The sequence below is a fragment of the Neobacillus driksii genome, from assembly GCF_013409995.1.
GTDB lineage: Bacteria > Bacillota > Bacilli > Bacillales > Cytobacillaceae > Neobacillus > Neobacillus driksii.
Map to the genome: position 1 here is coordinate 523,844 of NZ_JACCBX010000004.1, position 21,274 is coordinate 545,117.

The following is a 21,274-nucleotide window of genomic DNA, read 5'->3' on the forward strand; positions in this document are numbered from 1 at the left end:
TAAATTTCGCATTACAAAATAAAGCACTACACAAATCATCAAATGATCCGTGTAGTGTAGTAATCATTTACTATTCTTTAACAGAGCCTACAACGATACCATGAATAAAATATTTTTGTAACAATGGATAAATCACTAATAAAGGAATAATAGAAACCACAATTTTTGCAGCGTTTAAATTCTTATTTGAGACTTCCATCATATTTTCTAAAGAATTAGCGTTTGCGCCTGACTTCAACATTTCTTCGATATTAATGGATAATGATTGTATATAGGTCATTAATGGATAATTAGAAACTTTCGTCATATATATTAATCCTGAAAAAAAGTCATTCCAATTCCCTACTATACTAAACAAAGCAACTGTAGCTAATGCTGGTAATGAGATGGGAATAAAAACTTTTACTAATATTTGTAATGGATTGGCTCCATCCATAATTGCCGCTTCTTCCAACGATTTAGGTACCCCTATAAAAAAGTTCATGATTAATATAACGCTAAAAACTTGTACCGCACCAGGTAAAACCAGGGACCATATTGTATTCAATAGGTTTAAATTTTTCACTACTAAATACGTTGGAATCATCCCGCCACTAAATAACATTGAGAAAATTAGTAGATTCATATAGATGTTTCTACCTTTAAAGACCCTAGTAGATTTCGATAGAGGATAAGCCATTAACACAATCAATACCATATTGATTATTAGTGATAGAAATACTCGTTGTACCGAAATTCCAAACGAACGCCAAAATTGTGCATCCTCCATGATCATCTTATATGTTTCAGTCGTAAAATTTACGGGTATTAACCCTACCGCATTTGCTGTAACTGCCTCACTACTACTAAAAGAAGTGGCAACAATATTCCATAAAGGGAGCAGACAGATCAACCCCAAAGTAATCACAATGGTATGAATAACAATTCGTCCAATTCGTGCTGAAATACTTTTACTTTCAACCATATTGTTGTCCTCCTTAGAATAATTTACGGTCCGTATACTTTTTAGCCATTTCATTTGCTGAGATGATTAGGATCATACCAATTATTGATTTAAATATCCCTACTGCTGTCCCGAAACTATACTCACGACCTAGTAATCCGATTCGGTAGACATAAGTGTCCAAAATATCACCTGTTTCATATACCATTGGTGTATATAGGTTATAAACTTGATCAAACCCTGCATTTAAAATATTGGGTAAGCTAAGAATTGCCAAAAGAAGAATAATTGGAAGCATACTCGGGAGTGTGATATGCCAAACTCTCTTCCACCAATTGGCCCCATCAATACTAGCTGCTTCATGAAGTCCTGGGTCAACAGCGGTAATGGCTGCTAAATAAACAATCGAATTAAATCCAAATTCCTTCCATACATCCGTACCAATTAATAATGGTTGAAATAGTGAATTACTACCAAGGAAATTCAAATTTTCCAAACCGAAAAAGCTTAAGATTTGATTCACAATCCCGTCCAGACTAAACATATTGACCACTACAGCTGCCAGTACAACCCATGATAGAAAATGGGGCAAATAGACAACTGTTTGAATTGATTTTTTTAAGAATTTCAGACGGATTTCATTCAATAAAATAGAGAATATAATGGCACCAAAAGTACCTAATAGTATTTTCCCAAAGGCAATAACCATTGTATTCCTAAAAACTTGTCCGATATCTGGTAATTGAAACATATAGATAAAGTGTTCCAGCCCTACAAATTCTGACCCTAACATGCCTTTTGCAGGAATATAATCCTGAAAAGCCATGATAATTCCAAACATGGGAATATAACTAAATATCAAAAGAAAGATCATTCCCGGTAGCATCATCAGATGATAAACGGAATTTGCCGTATTCCATTTTTTCTCTTGTTTTCTCGTTTTTGCATTTGTCCAGCTGGCAGTTTTTGCAGTCTGTACCTTCATAAAAAAACCTCCTTATAAATAAGGGCTGCAACGCAGCCCTTATTACTGTTTCTTATTGCTGTTCTGCCAATTCTGCTTCTATTTCAGCTAAAATTTCATCTCCGCCCTGTTTCTTCCATTTGGAAACAAATGTATCAAAATAGTCTAATGGTTCAGTACCAGTTACAATTTTTATAAAATCTTCCTCTTCTAATTTTAAAAGGTTAGCCCCCTTCTTCTCCATTGTAGCGGTTGTGCCATAATATACAGGGGTTGTCCAATTGAAAGTATCTTCTGTGGTAAGTTTTTCAATCAAGCCTATTCCTTTCATACGTGAATGGTATTTTGCCCATGCTGACGTTTCTGCGTTTTCAGGATTCTCTATATATTCAAGAATCGTTTTAGCATCATTTTTAATACCAGCTTTTGTTATATCCTCGATTGAAGTTTCACCATTTACTGCAGGTAGAATTAAGTCTGAAAAATCATCTAGTGTACTAGTAGATTTATAAACTTCAATGTTAAATGGTCTCGTTGAACCATCTACACTAAGCTCATTATATTTTGCAATTTCTGGATAATCAGTTTCTAGATCCGTTGCATTCCCTAATTCATCATAAAATAAATTTAAGATTTTTATTGCTAATTCAGGATGGGCATAATCCTTTCTAACTACGATAAATGAGCCAGTAGGATTTTCACGAAAAACGTTTGCTTTTCCATTGTCTCCTTCTAATGTATAAGCGACAAACTCTGCATTTTTATCCATTTCCCTTACTGCAGAGAGTCCCCAATCTGGGATATGCCATGGACCTGTTACGATACCAGTCTGTCCGTTTGTTAGAAGTGCCATGATGTCATCCCAGGTTCTGGTTCCAAATTGTGGATCAATAATTCCTTTATCAAATAAATCAGCTAAAACTCCAAGTGCTTTTTTGGTACCTTCGGTAGTTGATCCATACGTGATATTTCCATTTTCATCTTCAATATAATGTCTAGGATGTGCATTAAAAACACCCGCTACAGAGGACATTGTTAAAGCCGATCCACCGTAATCCCCCGCATTCAACCAATGTGCAAAAGGAATGCCAACAGGATTACCAGAGGCACCAGGATCATTTTCTATGAAAGCCTTCGCAGTATTTTCTAACTCTTCTAATGTGATAAGACTGTCTCCGTCTTTATCTAACTCCAATCCTAGTTTATCGATCCAATCTTGTCTGATCCATACCATGTTTGGCGCATTTGCTCCATTGGTTGCAGGAATCGCCATTAGACGATCATCAAATGTCGCATCAGCTAGGCTTCTTCCGCCATAAGAGTCATATATTTCTTTAATATTATCGCTTGCACGTTCCTTATAAACATCTGTTAAGTCAGCAATTAAATCGTTTTCAACTAACTCCTTCAATTCTTCTTTTGAATTCACTCGCATCATATCTGGCAATTCACCTGATGCAATTGCTAGAGCCACCTGACGATCGTAATCTTCTCCTTCAGCTTCAAATTGATTGACAATTTTTACATCCAACTTTTCATCAACAAGTCGTGTATAAGCATTGTTCTCATACGTATCACCCTCCGGTAATTTCGGGTTTGCAGCTGTAACACGTCCCATTGTAATAACTGTTTTTCCATCTTCAGTTGTGGATGCACTTTCTTGCGGTGAAGATGAATCGACACATGCTGCTAATGAAAAGCTCAACATGGACGCCATAGATAGTATCGTCATCCGTTTACATAAGGTTCTAAACCTCTTCATAATGACCCCTCCAACGTTTATTTGTCTCTGACCATTTTAAGTTCTGGCCAATTAATATAAGCTTACGTTTAGTCTAAGTGATAATAGATTAATCCAAAATATTTAAAAAAACGTTTTCATGTACTTTTTTCCGGAACTTTTAACACAAAGTATAAGAAAGGAAATCGCAATGATATAATCATCATGAATTACTTATAGGAGGTAACACAAATGTATCGTATCTTGATAGTAGATGACGAAAGAGACGAAAGAAATGTTATTCGTTTTCTTCTAAATAAGTACAATTTTCAACTTGAAATAGACGAAGCCTCCAACGGAAAAGAGGCTCTGTCGCAATTAGAAACACAGCCTGTAGATATATTATTTACAGATGTAAAGATGCCTTTTGTTGATGGAATTGAATTAGCAACTAGGGCTAGAGAGCTTTATCCTAACCTCCATATTATATTTTTCAGTGGTCATGATGATTTTTATTATGCCAAGAAGGCGATATCTTTAAGGGCTGTAGAATATATTTTGAAACCTGTAAAACCAGTAGAATTTAAGAATACCATTTCTACAGTATTGCAAAATATAAAAAGAGAAGAGAAGGAACATGAACTTAGAGAAGCAAATAGTGAATTCCTTAAAACTCATGTTTTATACCGCCTAATTAACAAGACTCCAATAGATTTGCTAAAAAATGAATATCCCAATATGAACTTTGATTTTTTAAATCATTATTCTTCCGTAATGTTAATGCAGTTTGAAGAACCATTTTTTGATCGACTACCAAAGGAAGAGGATACTTTTTTCTTTTATAAGCAGATTAAGAAAATGATCCCAAATTATCCGTGCGAGTTTATTAATTTGAATCCGTTTCAAATCCTATTGTTATTTGGGAAAACGGATAGAAATACGTTACATAAAGAAATTGCAGTAAAGATACAAAAAAGGGTCTACTTAGAATACGGAATAAATTGCTATATATCGGTCAGTAACGAATACTTTTCTCCAAGTGAGTTATCTGAAATTTATGATGAGTTGGAACAGAATCTAGAAGATCGTTTTTTCTATTCTGATACCTATATCTATCCAATAGATACCTCAACCAAAGAAAGCATAGAGTATCTTGAACAAGATGAACATATTCTACAAAAAATAAAATCTGCTATTCAATTAGTAGATATTGTTACCTTTAAACAAAACATGAAACTTCTATTTCAAAAATATCAAGCAAAACAGGGACTTTCTCATATTTATGTGCGCTATTTCTTTTCAAATCTTTTACAGTCACTTTGTCAAGAGCTGCCGCATTATAACAAAGAATTGATTAATAAAAAGATGGAGTCTATTTTTTCTTGTCGACATTTTTCTGGAATTGAAAAAATATTAGCTCATGTTCAGGATGAAGTGATAAAAAAATTAGAGAAAAAAGAACAATCACCTAAACACGTCATTCATCTCGTGCAACAATATATAACCGAGCACTATGGAGAAGACTTAAGTTTGAATTTACTAGCTGAAAAAGTGTACTTGTCCCCAAGTTATTTAAGCGAGATTTTTATAAAAGAAACAGGATGTGGAATTAATAAATACATAAAGAATCTGCGGATGGAAAATGCAAAGGATCTCCTTAATAATACCAATATGAAAATCACTGATATATGTAAACAGCTAGGCTATCATAATCTATCCTATTTTGTTCGAAGTTTTCGGGAACATTTCGGCTCAAGTCCTGAAAAATATCGACAGATGAAAAAGCAATAGAAAGAGAAGTTTCTTATGTGGAAAATTATTACTTGGTTTAAAAATTTAAAATTCAGAAGTAAAATTTTAGTTATATGCCTATTATCAAGTATTTTACCAGTCGTCGCATTGGGGAGTTATTGCTATTATCAAATCCAACATATACTAATCAATCGAGAAGGTGAAGTTTTAGAAGAGTCCCTAAACCAAGCAATTTCAAGTATTGATTATAAAGTTACTACTTATACGAATGTGATTAACCAAATTGTTTGGAATGAAGATGTGAAGAGAGGAGTTACTACTGAGTATGACAATTCCTATGAAATGTATGTGTTTTACAGGGACATACTAGATCCTTTATCCTTAAATAACCACTTTTTATACAGTGAGATAAATACAATCACCATTTTTAGTGATAATCCAATGTACTCACATGGTGATATTCTTCGTCCTCTAACAAACATTGAACAAAAAAGCTGGTTTGATCAAATTTTAGAAACGTCCACTCCAAAATTTGTTGTCTCAGCAGCTGATCGGACTTTTGAAGTAGTCAGCCAAATATTTGATCGAAATCACAGTATAACCAATGTAGTTTATATAGATATTGATTACGAGCATGTCTTTGATAACATGTCTCGTTTATTTGAGAACAATTACGGACTTGTCATCCTTGATGAAAATAATAAACTTGTTTATACCTTCCAAGATTTTCAGGAGAAATATAAATCATATGAACTGACAACAAACGAATTACTAAAAAAGTTAAACGCTGGTTCCCTACAGGAGGATTTTGTTTTTAAGGGTTCCTCATCAACATCCTATGGTTGGACAGCATATCTATACCGTCCTTTAGACACCATTTATGCTTCTACTTATAAGATAACTGTCACCATTTTTATCGTGATTTTGTTATGTGTAGTGATTTTGTTTCTATCCATCTACTTTCTTTCGAAGTTTACGGTTCGTCCTTTAGAAAAGTTAGAGAAAAATATGGAACTGATCGAAAAAGGCGATTTATCTGTAACCGTTGCAAATTCTTCAACTGATGAAATTGGGAACCTAATTCGTCGCTTTTCCAATATGGTTAATAAACTACAAGAAATGATAAATGAAGTTTATAAGAGTAAAATTGCAAAACAAGAGTATGAAATGAAAGCATTACAAGCTCAAATCAATCCACACTTTTTTTATAATAGCCTTTCGCTTATTAACAGTAAGGCAATTATTGCGGAACAAGAAGACATAAGTAAGATGGCTCAACTTCTTTCTACATTTTATCGTACAACATTAAATAGAGGAAAAAATACTATTTCTGTACGGGAAGAATTAGAAAACACAACATCCTATGTTCAAATTCAGCGAATGATGCATTCAGATTCATTTGATGTTCGTTGCGAAGTTGACGAAGAGATTTTAGATTACACCATGCTGAACCTTCTTTTACAACCCTTGGTTGAAAATGCTATTAATCATGGGATAGATCATAAAGAAAGCCCTGGAAAAGCTGTTTTAACTATTACAGCAAAGCAATCAGATAACAATCTAATCTTTAGTGTCTCTGATAATGGGTGTGGAATGGAGCCTGAATTGTTAAAAACCATTCTAACTACTAAAACGAAAGGATATGGGGTTCAAAATGTTCATCATCGTATACAACTTACCTATGGAGTTGAATATGGCTTAACTTATACAAGTAAATTGATGAGAGGAACAACAGTGACCCTTACGATTCCAAAAGTTAACTAAGTAGAATCAAACTAATAAGCATAAATATCCAAATACGGTTTATCTTTAAATCATAGAATGAATAAGACCGATTGATAGAAATCCTAATTCTAGGATTTTTACCAATCGGTCCTTTCTATGCTATAAAGGTTTCAATGAGAAGTGCGATGAAACTCTCTATCCTGCTTTCCCCGCTTCATCTCTTTTGCTATTCTTTATAACTTTACAGCAAGTGCTTCAAATGGTTTTAATTCAAGTTGTTGAAAATCAACGGAGGATCTTTCGTAATTACTTATAATGACGTCATTACTTTGTCCCAAATTTTCAAGTTGTAAAGTTTTCTTTTGCTCACCAAAGTTGGCTACTACAGCCCAAGTCTCACCCTCATATTTTCGTAGATACATAAAAACTTGTTCCGATGTGTCGGTTACTAATTCATATTCTCCCCAAACAATAATTGGATTGTCTTTTCTTAGTTGAATCAATTTTTGATAACAGTAAAAAATAGAATTTGGATCTTCCAAATTAGCGGCTACATTAATTACTTGATAATTTGGATTTACGTGTAACCAAGGTATTCCTGTTGTGAATCCAGCATTTTCTGTTCGATCCCATTGGATTGGTGTCCGAGCATTATCACGCCCTTTAAAATTAATCGAAGCAATGATATCCTCTTTCTTATATCCATTCGCCAACCGTTCATGATACATGTTCACACTTTCAATGTCTTCAACATCACTAATATCATTGACAGGATAATTGGTCATTCCAATTTCTTCCCCTTGATAGATGTAAGGAGTTCCCTTCATTAGGTGAAGTAAAATCGCAAACATTTTTGCACTTTCCACACGGTAGGTTGTATCATTTCCCCAACGAGAGACAATTCTTGGCAAGTCATGATTATTCCAAAACAAACTGTTCCAGCCTTCATTCCCTAAAGCTGTTTGCCACTTACTAAGAACTAATTTTAGTTCATTTACTTCTAGTGGTTTATAATCCCATTTTTCCTTTCCAAGTTGTTGATCTAATCCGATATGTTCAAACTGAAAGACCATTGATAACTCATTGCGTTTTGGATCAGAATATAGCTTCGCAATCTCTGGCGTTGCCCCCCATGTTTCTCCCACTGTTAATACATCATATTTACCAAAAGTTTCACGATTCATTTCCTGCAAATACTCATGCAATTTCGGTCCATTGCCTAATATCTCTTCATCAGGAATTTTACCTACTAAATCAATTACATCCATCCGGAATCCGCCAACACCTTTTTCCAACCAAAAATTCATCATATCCCAAACTTCTTGTCTAACTTTTTCATTTTCCCAGTTCAGGTCTGGCTGTTTTTTACTAAAAAGGTGTAAATAATATTGACCTGTTTCTTCATCATACTCCCAAGCAGAGCCACTAAATGTTGATTTTAAAGAATTGGGAGCTTCACCGTTAACCGGGTCTCTCCAGATATAGTAATCACGGTATGGATTATCTTTACTTTTACGAGATTCAGTAAACCACTTGTGTTCATCGGATGTGTGGTTAACGACCAAATCCATAATAATTTTGATATTTCTTTGGTCTGCTTGTTTAATTAGCTCATCCATATCATCCATTGTACCAAATTCCGTCATAATATCTTGATAATCACTTATATCGTAGCCATTATCATCATTAGGTGATTTGTAAACTGGACTTAACCAAATAGCAGTAATCCCCAGTTTTTCTAAATAATCTAATCGACGAGTTACTCCCTTCAAATCACCAATCCCGTCGCCATCACTGTCTTGAAAACTGCGCGGATATACTTGATAAACTACTGCTGTCTGCCACCATTTAACGTTCATTCATTCCACTCCTAAACTCTTTTTGACTGTTTTTTCTTATGCTTTCCTTATAGAGTGATTTATACATGTTGGTGGTAAACTACTAAATCTATTAAAGAAAGCTTTCATTACTTCCACTTATATTAAGTTTAATTTTTTATTATTATTTAATAAATATTAATTAAACCGTTTTCATGTACTTTTTCCCGGAATTCTAAACTTATCCCTATGATTATTAATAGTCCATAAAGTTAATAAGTGTATAGCAAAGGACATCCCCTATATGCCTGGGATGTCCTTTTCATGTTTTCAATACTGAATTCCAATTAATATCCCACGTACAACCGTTTAAAACCACTTTTCAATATTCCTCTTTAACTACAATATTTATCAAGCTTGCTGGATTAGCACTTTACTCACTTATTATTTAACGAAATCTTTATAACATCATCCAAATATTTTGTTGCGTTATATCCATAAATCTCCAGCCTTTTAGGAATTACATTTTCTCCGGCGGTGTTACTCTGTAACTCCATGCTTTGAACTGTAATGAAATGACGGGGCTGCTCGATTTCTTCATATGCGACAGGTTCATTCATATCGTATTCGACCCCGTTTTTATCAATAAGTACTCCTTCAGAACTCATCTCCAATGAACTAATATCGTTTTCATCCTCACCGACAATTTGAAAGTTCAACGTCTCATATGCACGGTTCTTAATTTCATGATTGCTGATGACAACTTTGGTGGGTTGTCCAATTTCCACCTTGTCGATGGAGATTGTACTTCCCGCATATTCAAATGTTTGAGGATATACCTGAGAAGCATCCAATTCAATGTTTTTTGGGTCATCATATGATAAATGAACTAAATCCAGTTGAATGTTAACCTCCTCCGGTTTTTCTCCAAAAAGAGGGCCAAAGTGTTTTTGAAAAGTAAACCAATTTACGTCTTGCTGTGAATCAAAAAATGATCCTCGATACATATCAGATTTCAGTTTTTTATTGTTCACTTCCAGATTGTCAAAATTAAGATCATCTATCCGTTTCTTTGCCTGTTTATTACTAATACTATATTGCAGAATTGTCGCTGTAGGAGCAATGGTTAGTTTATTAAAACGAACCGGAATTCCTTCGACCTCAATTTCTTCATCCAGTGCATATTCGACGGAAGGCTGTTTTGTTACAGGAATTTCGAAGTTCCACTCACCAGTTTCATATTCCATGTTCCCATAAGCACTAAAACCATTGGGGTCCGAGGAATTACGAAGCAATTTGTGAAGCTTTATGATCTTCAGTTTGATCGTCCCATTATTACCTTTTAGTGGCAGGAGACTCATCTTCCCTTGAAACACATTCTTTTCTTCCTTATTTACATGCGATTCGAGGTCGGGTGGATAGTAGCTTTGATATCCTTCAGGACTCATAATTCCATCTTGGTTTTCTACAAAAATACCTTCAAAGTTTTCCATTGCATATTGATTGTCCTCTTCCGTATCCTCTATCTCATAAAAAATAATCGTCTGCACTTCATCAGCAATCGCGCTTTTTATCTTTATTTTTATCCCGCTGCTTTCGGCTTCAAGGTTCAAGGGTTCTCCAAGGTCCTGTTGAAGAAATGTACGCAATTCCTGATCCTCTTCTGCCCAGGTATAGTAAAGGTTGGAAAACGCCCTAGTAAAAAATTCTATACCTATTAATAATGCGAATACACCTGCAAAAACAAGTCCTATTCTTATACGTTTCTTGTTCTTCTGTTGTCTGTGCTTTTCCTTTTCTGCCAGCCTATCTTTTACATTTTCCATGAAACCAGCTGGCATATGTAATTCTTTCATCCTTTCAGGAAGATTTAACAAGGTTACCATGACTTCCTGAAAGGATGCCAAATCCTCCTGACAATCCTGGCAATGATATAGATGTTTCTCTAAATCAATCTTTCTCTGCCGGTCTAGCGTTCTTTCTAAGTAATCGATGTAAACCTCATGATACTCCTTACAGCCATTGTAGGTTGCTCCGTTTCCCATTTCTTTTCTAAATAACTGGATTCCGTAAAATAAAAGCTCTTTCAACTTCCCCTCAGAAACTTGGAGAAGTTTTGTAGCTTCTTCCTTTGGGATTCCTTTAACATATGTAAGGACCATCGCTTCTCTCTCGTTCTCTTTCAATTGATCAAGTGCGTTAAATAACTCTTGCCGTTCTTCACTTTTCTCTGAAAGTTGTAAACTATTATCAACAGAAAGCTCTCGACAGGTATGAATAAAAATAGATGTAACCCAAGTTTCGAATGATGTTTCTCTTTTAAATTGAGGCAACTTCTTGTGAACTTTTTTAATAGACTGGTAAAAAAGTTCTTCCATTTGCTCCTGATTCCGAAGATAGTACCAACCGATCGTATAGAACGAATGTTGATGCTGATCGAACCAGTCGACAATGGAATCCACCCCTTTTTCTCTTATTGGAGTAACTGAACTAGTTTCTATTTTTGGAATCATAAACGTATTTCCCCCTTTGACTCACTTACCTCCAATATAACAAAATTTGGTTACTAAATCTCTTTATCGACGCAAGTTCTCTTCAATACCAAAGATAATCATCCCCAGCTACAATTTTCCTCTTGTTGATGAACATGCATCATTATTTTTGTGACGTACTGATCCTTTTGGTTTTTGACAACTGTATCATAAATATATTCTTCAAAAACGTATTCACCTAAAACTAAATTTAAATGTTCCATCTCTGATAATAGTCGCTTATATGTTTTATGTATTGTTTTTTCATCCCCAATATGAAATCCAATAAGGAAGTTTCCCTTAACGGCTTTTAAATACGGATATCCTTTTCTCGGATTAGGTTGTTCGATATATAAATAGCTATAATTTGTGAATTCTCCCTTTAATACATGCTCGCGTTTGGTTATCACACCAATTGGATAACCTGTATCAAGCTTTGATCTGTACAATTCATCAATAAAATCTGAAATGACTTCTACAAATTCTTCATCCGTTATGTTTTCAATATTTTTACTTAAATACAGAGTGGCTTCTGGTAATTGTTCAAGAGAAATTTGATAAAAATCAAGTTGTGAGGCTTCTTCCATTAAATCTATTTTTGCCTGAATAATTTTTTCCCTCATTTCAATCTCCTGCCGCTTTTTCACAATTTCCTCTTTTTGTTGATACATTAAGGACAAAAAACTTTCAGGTGATTTATTTTGCATGTATTGATGAATGTCATTTAGAGACATACCAAGACTCTTTAATAAATCAATAACAAAGAATAGCTCTATTTGGCGAATGGAATAATATCGGTATCCTTTTTCATTTTTCAATAAAGGAGACAAAAGTCCAATTTGATCGTAATAAAAAAGTGTCTGTTTATTTACTTTACAAAGCTTTGCAAATTCTCCAGTGGTTAAGTATTTTCTATTTTTATTAATCATTTTTTACATCACCATCCTTGACTATATAGTTACTATATACACTAGGATAAAAACTGTAAACAACTGAGAACCATACAAGATACTGTGTGGTATTCGATTTAGTTAAGGAGAATGTAAAGATGAAAAATAATAAAGTCACCTTAGGATTACTATTAATGAATTTATTCATTGCCTTTTTGGGTATTGGTTTAGTGATTCCGGTATTACCTACACTCATGAATGAATTAGGTATTTCAGGAACAACGATTGGGTATTTAACGGCAGCCTTTGCGATTGCTCAATTGATTGTTTCACCATTTGCAGGAAAAGCAGCAGATAAATTTGGTAGAAAAATTATGATTGTCATAGGGTTATTTATTTTCGGATTTTCTGAATTTTTGTTCGGAATAGGTAAAGAAATCGAAACGTTATTTATTTCCCGCATTTTAGGTGGAATTAGTGCAGCTTTCATAATGCCTGCTGTAACAGCCTTTATTGCAGATATTACCAATTTGGATACACGCCCTAAAGCACTTGGTTATATGTCAGCTGCAATAAGTACAGGATTTATCATTGGTCCAGGGATTGGTGGATTTTTAGCAGACTTTGGTATACGTGTACCATTCTTTTTTGCAGGAGCCCTTGGTGTGACCGCTGCAATTCTATCGATTATTTGTTTATCTGAGCCAAAACGTGCTGATGAAGAAATTGAAAAATCTTCGGGAGGAAAACTTGGCTTCAAACGTGTTACTGAACCAAAGTATCTCATTGCTTTTTTACTAATTTTTATTGCTTCTTTTGGGTTAGCAGCTTTTGAATCATTCTTTAGTCTTTTTGCGGACCATAAATTTCAATTTAAACCCTCCGATATAGCCGTAGTGATCACAGGTGGTGCCATTTTTGGCGCAATTTCCCAAGTCTTACTATTTGACCGACTTACACGAGTTTGGGGAGAAATAAAGCTGATTCGATACAGTTTAATTTTATCTGCAGTACTTGTCTACTTAATGACAGTAGTCCAATCGTATTTGTCTATCTTGCTTGTTACATTTATTGTTTTTGTTGGATTTGACTTATTCCGACCGGCTGTTACGTCATATCTTTCAACGATTGCAGGAAATGAGCAAGGTTTCGTTGGTGGCATGAACTCTATGTTTACAAGCTTAGCGAACATAAGTGGACCTATTTTAGGAGGGATGTTATTTGATATGGATATTAACTACCCTTACTACTTTGCCACAATGATCATCACACTAGGAATTATTTTAACATTGTTCTGGAAGAAGCCAGCAGATGATTCTTCTAATGAATTAAAATTGAAGGCTAGTAGCTGATTTGTAAATAATCAAATGATAAATCAACATTCCTTAAGCACGAACAAGCCAAAAATAAACAAGTTTTGATTGATAACTAGTTTATTTTTGGCTTTATGCTGAGTTTATTGCCGAGCTAAAGCATTCATACTAGCTCTTTCTTTCTTTCCGTGCAATAAAAAGTAAAGACCAGAAGATAGAATCACTACAACTCCTAGAATCATATAAAGAGTACTATAGCTGGAAAAAGGAAGGACGAAGCCTAACAAATAGGGACCAAATCCAAGCCCAGCGTCAAGGAATATAAAGAAAGTCGACGTGGCAAGACCCATACGTTGAGGAGGTGTCAGTTTAACAGCGATTGCCTGAGTGCACGACTGCATATTCCCAAATCCGAGACCAATCAGTATACCCGCAAATAACAAAGTGATGCTGTTGTGGGCTGAACCTAAAAGCAGCATTCCTGCTGTAAAAAGAACAAAGGCTGGATACATCACATAGTTTGCCCCTTTCACGTCTAATAAACGGCCTGTGAATGGGCGTGAAATTAATACTGCTATAGAATACACAAGAAAGAAGAAACTTGCTGCACGAACCTGGTTAATTTCAATTGCATAGAAATTAATAAAAGACAGAACACTCGAGTAACAGAACCCGATAATTAACGTAATCAATGCAATTGGAACTGCTTTTGGCTCAATAAAATGAGAAAGTTTGACTCCTTTTATTTCTGTTGTCTTTGTTGCTCCTTCAAGTGCCGGCACATTTACAAAGAAGGCTGTAATCAAACTGAAGATTCCCAAAGCGAGGCAGAGACTAAAAATGGATTGAGAGCTAGTATGTTGGCTCATATATAGTCCAATGAACGGTCCGATTGCTGTAGCTAATGTCGAACTCATACTATAATAACCGATACCTTCTCCTTTTCTACTCTTTGGGATAATTTGAGCCACAATGGTTCCTGTCGCTGTGCTTGCGATCCCCAGAGTAATACCATGTAATAGCCGGGTAATAAGCAGGAAGGTGATACCCAAATGAATAAAATATAGAGACGTTGTTAAAATATAAAGAATCAATCCAATAAACAACGTTCTTTTACGACCAATTGAATCGATACTGCGGCCAATAAACAGACGCCCAATTAGTGTTCCAACTATGAAAATCCCGGTAACAAGCCCGGCCTGGCTTGCAGAAGCATGATATTCATCTACAGCAAAAACCCCTATTATCACGATTAATAAATAAAAGACTAACGTTAACAAAAAATTAACGCTGGATACAATGATAAAATCCTTTGTCCATAATTTTGGTTTACTCACTTTTACTTCCATCGCCTTTCATAATATTTGCCTGTATTTTAGGGAGCGTTTGAAACAAAATCATTTGATCTTCAAGTGCGATGTCATCCATAATACTAATTTCTAGTGCGGTTATTTTATTTCGACATGCTTGGTAAATTTCTTCTCCTACTTCTGTTAACTGAATGACTTTCTCACGCTTATCCATACCAGGAATTTGCTTCACAATTTGGAGATCCTCCAAACGTTGGACTCTCCTCGTAATCGTTGGTTTTTCCACATTATATTGATTTGCAATATCTACAAGTGTCGAAGGCCCATTGTTTTTAATATAAAAAATAACTTGCCATAAAGAATAAGAAAGCTCATAAGTACTCATTAGTTCATTTAATTTAGTAATTAGTGGCCTATACAGACTTAAATACCGCTGAAAAAAACCTTCCAATTCTTTCTCCCCCTCCCATAAAAATAGTTACCATAGATAACTGTTACCGAAGATAACCATATATTTTTTTTAAAAAAATGTCAAGTGGTATGGCTTTTTCTAAGCACTTGATTGAATCATAATGAGATCCCATTTATTCTAGAAAGGCATGCCCAAAACTAGGTACCTAACGTATATTGTTGATAACTACCTTTTTAGGAGAGATGTGTTCTTTACAACTATAATCGTCCATATTTGAACCACTTCTATAACGGTTATTACAATCCTATGCACTATCAATATCTAACCAATGGAAGTCACTACTGGTATAGAAATAATCGTCCTGCAACGAGGGCTAAATTTTTTTCTAAAGATGAAGCAGCAGCAATTGCTTTACTTTTAGGAATTGATTTTAATAAAAGCAAGTTTGATTTAGTTGAGTTTTGGATGGGAGTAAATATAGAGCTTGAACATGGAAAAATATCCAGCCAAACTAATGTCACAGGAGATGATCCAATTACTACTGGAAAAATTGCATTGGCTCATCTTAATGAAATTCCTGATTATTACAAAAGATTAAAGGTACTTGAGGAAGAAGCAAAGGCCAATTGGAAAGAATAATTAATTGTAAGGTTCTTCGTGATTCCTCAAAATGAGGTTAACGTAAGTGTGATTTAATATTTGGAATTTTCATTCTAATGCTATATTAATAAAATATATTGACTCCCCATTTCACTCGTGATAAATTATTTTTTAATAATTAAAGTCTATGACGAGAAAGAGCACAAACTCGTCCCAATTTAGGGGCGGGTTTCTTTATACATAAATGGAGAAATTAACATTCGGGTTATTAAAATTTACATAAAAAGTATGTGTCTGTTTTCGGAGAAACTTTAACCCCACATTCTACCATTTCAAGTAATCATACTATATTTATTTAAAGGGGTTTAATGGTTTGAAAAATCTATTTGTTATCGCAGGCTCATTGGTTGTGGCTTTTGCCTTTAATTTCTTTCTAGTTCCATATGGAATCTTGAGTAGCGGGATAAGTGGTATTGCTATTTTGATTGGGTTAATCACTCCATTTGATATTGGCTTAATGAATCTGCTGCTAAATCTACCCTTACTGATTTTAGGCTATTTTAAACTTGGGAAAATGATAACAATCAATACACTCATCTGTGTTATATCGCTCTCGGTTTTCTTATATCTTTTGCCTGCAATTCCAGTGACAGACAATATATTACTCTCAACCATTTTTGGCGGGATCATTGGAGGCTTTGGAGTCGGCATCATTTTAAAGTCCTCCGGAACTTCTGGTGGTTTGGATATTATTGCGATTATCCTTTCCCGAACAAGTAATGCGCCCGTTGGTCTTCTCCTGACTGCTATGAACGGCATTATCGTTCTTATTTCTGGAGCTGCTTTTAGTTGGAATATCGCATTATACACACTCTTATCTATCTATCTGACTGGTAAAATGATTGATACCATTCACACGGATCATATAAAATTGACTATGCAGATTGTGACTTCGAAAGGTGAGTTAATACGAAAAGAATTACTCGAATCAATCTATCGAGGGCTTACAATTACGGAAGGTTATGGCGGCTACTCTCAAGAGAAAAAACAGATAATCATGATGGTCGTTACACGATACGAAACGGCACAAATAAAGAAAATTGTCCGAAACCATGATGAAAATGCATTTATAAATATATTTGAGACAGTAGAAGTTGACGGTTTATTTGCTAAAAATTAGGAGATTATGATTATTTTCCATATGCATTTTGAATAAGGAATTGTACAAACCTTTGAGTCACTCAGTTTTAGTGTAAATGAGTGATTACCAACAAAAGAGCACCTTTCAATGTGAAAAGCGCTCTTTTTGTGGTTTGCATCTATGCGGATAGTTTGCTATCTTTATCCTTTTTTCTTCTATTGGAATACAAAATAAATAATAGTACAAACCATAGCGGTGTCAGCAATAAGGCAGGACGTGTTTCTTCCGCAACCATCATAATGATGAGAACTATTGCAAACAACGTTAGGACAGCATAATTTATAAATGGTGTAAAAGGTGCTTTAAATGTTGATTTTGCCTGTAACTTCGGCTGTGTTTTCTTGTATTTTATATGGCAAAGAAGAATGACTCCCCAGACCCAAATAAAACAAATCGCACTAATGGTTGTCACGATTCCAAAAGCTTGTGCAGGAATAAGTTTGCTTAAAAGTGCGCCGACTGATACCACGAGCGTGGATGTCAATAATGCGTTGCTTGGTACATAATTTTTATTCAGTTTTGCAAAATTGGATGGCGCCTGTTCATTTTTACTTAAATTAAAAAGGATTCGGCTTGTTGAAAATAAACCACTGTTACAAGCAGAAGCAGCTGAAGTTAATACGACAAAATTAATAATCCCTGCGGCTACTGGTATTCCAACTAAACTAAACGTTTTAACAAAAGGACTTTCAGTTGCATTTAGCTCTGTCCATGGATTCACACATAATAGGATAATCAATGCACCAACGTAGAAAAATAGAATTCTTACTGGAATTTTATTAATTGCCGATGGGATATTTTTTTCTGGATTTGAAGTTTCCGCTGCCGATACACCCACTAACTCCACACCGACATAGGCAAACACGACCATTTGGAATGAAAGTAAGAATCCTGATATTCCGTTTGGAAACAGTCCTCCATGTTCCCAAAGATTTTGAACTGATACCGTTCCTGCATCGGTCTTAAATCCCATGACTAGTAAAATAACCCCAATCCCAATTAATACGACAATCGTTATTACTTTTATTAAAGCAAACCAAAACTCCAATTCTCCAAAAAGCTTTACCGTTAGTAGATTGAGTCCTAATAAAATGATTAAACTGATGATAGCAGGTACCCATTGTGGAATATCAAACCAATATTGTACATAGACGCCAACTGCAATAACATCAGCCATAGCAACCATAATCCAACAAAACCAATACGTCCAGCCAGTCACAAACGCAGCCCGCGATCCAAGATAATCTTCCGCAATGTCTGTAAAAGATTGATAACCCGCTTTAGACAACAAAAGTTCTCCTAGTGCCCTCATAACAAAAAAGACAGCAATACCCACGATTAAATAAGCAAAGATAATCGATGGTCCAGCCAATTGAATCGCTTTACCTGAACCTAAGAATAATCCGGTGCCAATGGTGCCTCCAATTGCAATTAGCTGAACATGCCGATTTTTTAAATCCCTCTTCAATTCTTGCTGTGCCATACCTTACTCCTCCTTGAAAATAATGTGAAACGGTGATCAATAAACTATTGCAAAAAAAAGAGATTGGAAGTTCTCCAATCTCTTAGGTCTAAGAATAATAAATAATAGTTATCATGCTACGATTATCAGCACAACAAATAAATATTCAGTACTCTTCTGTCCTTTTGCCTGAGATTGTGAACCCTTCGGCGCCGCGGTATTTCAGCGGTCTCTCCAGAAGCTGCTCCTGCTATAGTTTGATCCATAGCATTCATAGCTGCTAATTATTAATTTTTTATTGAAATAGTTTTTTCAATATTTTTTAAGTTTAATGGTAGTTAAATAATTTGTCAATAACAACAACATATTACATTCTATTATTTTATTTAGCCACTAAATGGAAAGGTATCAAGGAAAATATAATAAACACCTCAAAAAGCAAAAATGCCTCTTACAATAGGTAAGTGACGTGTATAACACCTAAGAATAAACTGAAGTTGTTGTTATGAAATTAATAAATTTTCTGACCACTGATAAATCCTTTGTCGTTTTCACGATAATTCATCCAACTCAAGCGTCTGAGTCCCTCTTGCATGGTTCTCTAGTTTCAATGGAACCTGATGACTTGTTTACTAGAGCAAAAAGCACCCACAAATGCTGATTTAACAACATTTGTGGGTGCTTTTTAGATACCGGTGGTCGGGGTCGAACCGACACTCCAGAGGAACACGATTTTGAGTCGTGCGCGTCTGCCAATTCCGCCACACCGGCATAATAAAATTTGTAAGGTAATGCCGAGGACCGGAATCGAACCGGTACGGTAGTCACCTACCGCAGGATTTTAAGTCCTGTGCGTCTGCCAGTTCCGCCACCCCGGCGCAATAAAATGCGTTATTAAAACTTAAGAAAAGCAATGAAGGCGGCAACCGGATTCGAACCGGTGGTAAAGGTTTTGCAGACCTCTGCCTTACCACTTGGCTATGCCGCCATAGTATGGAGCGGAAGACGGGATTCGAACCCGCGACCCCCACCTTGGCAAGGTGGTGTTCTACCACTGAACTACTTCCGCGAATTGGCTGGGCTAGCTGGATTTGAACCAACGCATGTCGCAGTCAAAGTGCGATGCCTTACCGCTTGGCTATAGCCCAATGATAAACATTTTCTTTAATGATGGTTTTATGGGGCGACTGATGGGAATCGAACCCACGAATGCCTGAACCACAATCAGGTGCGTTAACCACTTCGCCACAATCGCCACAATAAAGTAAATTGGCAGGGGTAGTAGGAATTGAACCCACACCAAAGGTTTTGGAGACCTTCGTTCTACCTTTAAACTATACCCCTAAAATAATGTTATGTTCACAACTGAGAAAAAATTATTTTCTAACGAAAAATAACTTGGTGGAGGGGGACGGATTCGAACCGCCGAACCCGGAGGGAGCGGATTTACAGTCCGCCGCGTTTAGCCACTTCGCTACCCCTCCACATAATATGAAGTTTCAAAATAATGGTGCCGGCTAGAGGACTTGAACCCCCAACCTACTGATTACAAGTCAGTTGCTCTACCAATTGAGCTAAACCGGCAAGCATATAATCAATAGAATAAAAATGGTGGCTCAGGACGGAATCGAACCGCCGACACAAGGATTTTCAGTCCTTTGCTCTACCGACTGAGCTACTGAGCCACACTATAACACCTTTTCTTAAAAGAAAATGGCGGTCTGGACGGGACTCGAACCCGCGACCTCCTGCGTGACAGGCAGGCATTCTAACCAACTGAACTACCAGACCGAATTGCGGGGACAGGATTTGAACCTGTGACCTTCGGGTTATGAGCCCGACGAGCTACCGGACTGCTCCACCCCGCGACAATAGAAATAACTTTGGTGGAGGATGACGGGATCGAACCGCCGACCCTCTGCTTGTAAGGCAGATGCTCTCCCAGCTGAGCTAATCCTCCATGGTATGGAAAGTTATTTTACGCTAGTGTAAAAGAACTCTGGTGACCCCTACGGGATTCGAACCCGTGTTACCTCCGTGAAAGGGAGGTGTCTTAACCACTTGACCAAGGGGCCATATAATAGTAAAGGTGTATTTATGGCGGAGAGCAAGGGATTTGAACCCTTGAGACAGGGTTACCCGCCTACACGATTTCCAATCGTGCTCCTTCGGCCACTCGGACAGCTCTCCATAAAAGAATGGCTCCGCAGGTAGGACTCGAACCTACGACCGATCGGTTAACAGCCGATAGCTCTACCACTGAGCTACTGCGGAATAATAATAGTATTGCAGCCTGGCAACGTCCTACTCTCACAGGGACAAAGTCCCAACTACCATCGGCGCTGAGAAGCTTAACTTCCGTGTTCGATATGGGAACGGGTGTGACCTTCTCGCCATTATTACCAGACTACTTTTCTCAAAGACATTCTTTATTATACTGTCTTTTTGAGATTTTTCAAGAGGTTTTTGAAAAAAATTCATTCCCTCAAAACTAGATAATTTCAGAAGAAGTGTGTAAAAACGAGTTCGCTTTTAAAAATTGGTTAAGTCCTCGAACGATTAGTATCAGTCAGCTCCACATGTTACCACGCTTCCACCTCTGACCTATCAACCTGATCATCTTTCAGGGTTCTT

Annotated in this window: 14 protein-coding genes, 16 tRNA genes, 2 rRNA genes and 1 riboswitch; of the genes, 5 read left to right on the forward strand and 27 right to left on the reverse strand. The window is 36.0% G+C overall.

Going from position 1 to position 21,274, the window contains the following annotated elements:
- Positions 1-70 precede the first annotated feature (70 nt).
- The 3 genes from F4694_RS11910 to F4694_RS11920 form a co-directional block, all read right to left on the reverse strand.
- On the reverse strand, positions 71-964 hold the full coding sequence (locus tag F4694_RS11910) for a carbohydrate ABC transporter permease (protein WP_179598091.1): 894 nt from the start codon (positions 962-964) through the stop codon (positions 71-73).
- Positions 965-977: 13 nt separating this feature from the next.
- Positions 978-1,832: an ABC transporter permease gene (locus F4694_RS11915; RefSeq protein WP_218895627.1), complete on the reverse strand. Its 855-nt coding sequence runs from the start codon at positions 1,830-1,832 to the stop codon at positions 978-980.
- 148 nt (positions 1,833-1,980) lie between these two features.
- Entirely contained in the window at positions 1,981-3,669 is a 1,689-nt protein-coding gene (locus F4694_RS11920; RefSeq protein ID WP_179598093.1) for a type 2 periplasmic-binding domain-containing protein, read from the reverse strand.
- 210 nt (positions 3,670-3,879) lie between these two features.
- On the opposite strand from F4694_RS11920, the gene F4694_RS11925 reads away from it, so the two are divergent.
- Together F4694_RS11925 and F4694_RS11930 are read left to right on the forward strand one after the other, a co-directional pair.
- Positions 3,880-5,418 (forward strand): response regulator transcription factor, encoded by a 1,539-nt coding sequence (locus F4694_RS11925; RefSeq protein ID WP_179598094.1) that lies wholly within the window; start codon positions 3,880-3,882, stop codon positions 5,416-5,418.
- Between the two features lie 15 nt (positions 5,419-5,433).
- Positions 5,434-7,143, forward strand: coding sequence for a sensor histidine kinase (locus F4694_RS11930; RefSeq protein WP_179598095.1), 1,710 nt, complete (start codon positions 5,434-5,436; stop codon positions 7,141-7,143).
- 194 nt (positions 7,144-7,337) lie between these two features.
- Here the strand turns inward: F4694_RS11930 and F4694_RS11935 are convergent, their stop codons facing one another.
- From F4694_RS11935 to F4694_RS11945, 3 genes are all read right to left on the reverse strand, one after another.
- On the reverse strand, positions 7,338-8,963 hold the full coding sequence (locus F4694_RS11935) for a glycoside hydrolase family 13 protein (RefSeq protein WP_179598096.1): 1,626 nt from the start codon (positions 8,961-8,963) through the stop codon (positions 7,338-7,340).
- 395 nt (positions 8,964-9,358) lie between these two features.
- Positions 9,359-11,434: a DUF4179 domain-containing protein gene (locus F4694_RS11940; protein WP_179598097.1), complete on the reverse strand. Its 2,076-nt coding sequence runs from the start codon at positions 11,432-11,434 to the stop codon at positions 9,359-9,361.
- Positions 11,435-11,532: 98 nt separating this feature from the next.
- Positions 11,533-12,381 (reverse strand): MerR family transcriptional regulator, encoded by an 849-nt coding sequence (locus F4694_RS11945; protein ID WP_179598098.1) that lies wholly within the window; start codon positions 12,379-12,381, stop codon positions 11,533-11,535.
- Between the two features lie 119 nt (positions 12,382-12,500).
- On the opposite strand from F4694_RS11945, the gene norA reads away from it, so the two are divergent.
- On the forward strand, positions 12,501-13,694 hold the full coding sequence (gene norA / locus F4694_RS11950) for a multidrug efflux MFS transporter NorA (RefSeq protein ID WP_179598100.1): 1,194 nt from the start codon (positions 12,501-12,503) through the stop codon (positions 13,692-13,694).
- Between the two features lie 104 nt (positions 13,695-13,798).
- On the opposite strand, the gene F4694_RS11955 is transcribed toward norA, so the two are convergent.
- Both F4694_RS11955 and F4694_RS11960 read right to left on the reverse strand, forming a co-directional pair.
- Positions 13,799-15,004 carry an MFS transporter gene (locus F4694_RS11955; RefSeq protein ID WP_179598102.1) on the reverse strand — a complete coding sequence of 402 codons (1,206 nt, stop codon included), beginning with the start codon at positions 15,002-15,004 and terminating at the stop codon, positions 13,799-13,801.
- Positions 14,985-15,416 carry a MarR family winged helix-turn-helix transcriptional regulator gene (locus F4694_RS11960; RefSeq protein ID WP_179598104.1) on the reverse strand — a complete coding sequence of 144 codons (432 nt, stop codon included), beginning with the start codon at positions 15,414-15,416 and terminating at the stop codon, positions 14,985-14,987. The genes F4694_RS11955 and F4694_RS11960 overlap by 20 nt, the downstream gene beginning before the upstream one ends.
- Before the next feature lie 267 nt (positions 15,417-15,683).
- Between F4694_RS11960 and F4694_RS11965 the strand changes: the two genes are divergently transcribed.
- Together F4694_RS11965 and F4694_RS11970 are read left to right on the forward strand one after the other, a co-directional pair.
- Positions 15,684-16,016, forward strand: coding sequence for a DUF5661 family protein (locus tag F4694_RS11965; RefSeq protein ID WP_179598106.1), 333 nt, complete (start codon positions 15,684-15,686; stop codon positions 16,014-16,016).
- A gap of 334 nt (positions 16,017-16,350) precedes the next feature.
- Positions 16,351-17,157 (forward strand): YitT family protein, encoded by an 807-nt coding sequence (locus F4694_RS11970; protein ID WP_179598108.1) that lies wholly within the window; start codon positions 16,351-16,353, stop codon positions 17,155-17,157.
- Between the two features lie 139 nt (positions 17,158-17,296).
- Here F4694_RS11970 and F4694_RS11975 read toward each other — a convergent pair whose 3' ends face one another.
- The 19 genes from F4694_RS11975 to F4694_RS12065 form a co-directional block, all read right to left on the reverse strand.
- A complete protein-coding gene (locus F4694_RS11975; protein WP_179598110.1) occupies positions 17,297-18,661 on the reverse strand; it encodes an amino acid permease in 1,365 nt (454 codons plus the stop codon).
- A 146-nt stretch (positions 18,662-18,807) separates the two neighbouring features.
- A riboswitch (glycine riboswitch) is annotated at positions 18,808-18,888 on the reverse strand.
- Between the two features lie 442 nt (positions 18,889-19,330).
- Positions 19,331-19,411, reverse strand: a tRNA-Leu gene (locus tag F4694_RS11980).
- A gap of 21 nt (positions 19,412-19,432) precedes the next feature.
- Positions 19,433-19,518 (reverse strand) — tRNA-Leu (locus tag F4694_RS11985).
- A gap of 39 nt (positions 19,519-19,557) precedes the next feature.
- Positions 19,558-19,628, reverse strand: a tRNA-Cys gene (locus F4694_RS11990).
- A gap of 6 nt (positions 19,629-19,634) precedes the next feature.
- Positions 19,635-19,709 (reverse strand) — tRNA-Gly (locus F4694_RS11995).
- A 4-nt stretch (positions 19,710-19,713) separates the two neighbouring features.
- Positions 19,714-19,788, reverse strand: a tRNA-Gln gene (locus tag F4694_RS12000).
- A gap of 31 nt (positions 19,789-19,819) precedes the next feature.
- A tRNA-His gene (locus F4694_RS12005) sits at positions 19,820-19,895 on the reverse strand.
- Positions 19,896-19,910: 15 nt separating this feature from the next.
- Positions 19,911-19,984: transfer RNA gene (locus F4694_RS12010), tRNA-Trp, on the reverse strand.
- A gap of 55 nt (positions 19,985-20,039) precedes the next feature.
- Positions 20,040-20,124 (reverse strand) — tRNA-Tyr (locus F4694_RS12015).
- A gap of 24 nt (positions 20,125-20,148) precedes the next feature.
- Positions 20,149-20,224: transfer RNA gene (locus F4694_RS12020), tRNA-Thr, on the reverse strand.
- Between the two features lie 25 nt (positions 20,225-20,249).
- Positions 20,250-20,325, reverse strand: a tRNA-Phe gene (locus F4694_RS12025).
- Between the two features lie 29 nt (positions 20,326-20,354).
- Positions 20,355-20,431, reverse strand: a tRNA-Asp gene (locus F4694_RS12030).
- A gap of 3 nt (positions 20,432-20,434) precedes the next feature.
- Positions 20,435-20,508 (reverse strand) — tRNA-Met (locus F4694_RS12035).
- Positions 20,509-20,524: 16 nt separating this feature from the next.
- Positions 20,525-20,600: transfer RNA gene (locus tag F4694_RS12040), tRNA-Val, on the reverse strand.
- A 40-nt stretch (positions 20,601-20,640) separates the two neighbouring features.
- Positions 20,641-20,715, reverse strand: a tRNA-Glu gene (locus F4694_RS12045).
- 23 nt (positions 20,716-20,738) lie between these two features.
- A tRNA-Ser gene (locus tag F4694_RS12050) sits at positions 20,739-20,830 on the reverse strand.
- A gap of 9 nt (positions 20,831-20,839) precedes the next feature.
- Positions 20,840-20,914 (reverse strand) — tRNA-Asn (locus tag F4694_RS12055).
- A 17-nt stretch (positions 20,915-20,931) separates the two neighbouring features.
- A 5S ribosomal RNA gene (gene rrf, locus F4694_RS12060) occupies positions 20,932-21,047 on the reverse strand.
- Between the two features lie 132 nt (positions 21,048-21,179).
- Positions 21,180-21,274: ribosomal RNA gene (locus F4694_RS12065) — 23S ribosomal RNA — on the reverse strand; the annotation flags it as partial.

Bases quoted from the DNA above. Each gene is read 5' to 3' on its own strand.
- F4694_RS11910 (WP_179598091.1), bottom strand. From the start codon at position 964: ATGGTTGAAAGTAAAAGTATTTCAGCACGAATTGGACGAATTGTTATT.
- F4694_RS11915 (WP_218895627.1), bottom strand. From the start codon at position 1,832: ATGATGCTACCGGGAATGATCTTTCTTTTGATATTTAGTTATATTCCC.
- F4694_RS11920 (WP_179598093.1), bottom strand. From the start codon at position 3,669: ATGAAGAGGTTTAGAACCTTATGTAAACGGATGACGATACTATCTATG.
- F4694_RS11925 (WP_179598094.1), top strand. From the start codon at position 3,880: ATGTATCGTATCTTGATAGTAGATGACGAAAGAGACGAAAGAAATGTT.
- F4694_RS11930 (WP_179598095.1), top strand. From the start codon at position 5,434: ATGTGGAAAATTATTACTTGGTTTAAAAATTTAAAATTCAGAAGTAAA.
- F4694_RS11935 (WP_179598096.1), bottom strand. From the start codon at position 8,963: ATGAACGTTAAATGGTGGCAGACAGCAGTAGTTTATCAAGTATATCCG.
- F4694_RS11940 (WP_179598097.1), bottom strand. From the start codon at position 11,434: ATGATTCCAAAAATAGAAACTAGTTCAGTTACTCCAATAAGAGAAAAA.
- F4694_RS11945 (WP_179598098.1), bottom strand. From the start codon at position 12,381: ATGATTAATAAAAATAGAAAATACTTAACCACTGGAGAATTTGCAAAG.
- norA (WP_179598100.1), top strand. From the start codon at position 12,501: ATGAAAAATAATAAAGTCACCTTAGGATTACTATTAATGAATTTATTC.
- F4694_RS11955 (WP_179598102.1), bottom strand. From the start codon at position 15,004: ATGGAAGTAAAAGTGAGTAAACCAAAATTATGGACAAAGGATTTTATC.
- F4694_RS11965 (WP_179598106.1), top strand. From the start codon at position 15,684: ATGCACTATCAATATCTAACCAATGGAAGTCACTACTGGTATAGAAAT.
- F4694_RS11975 (WP_179598110.1), bottom strand. From the start codon at position 18,661: ATGGCACAGCAAGAATTGAAGAGGGATTTAAAAAATCGGCATGTTCAG.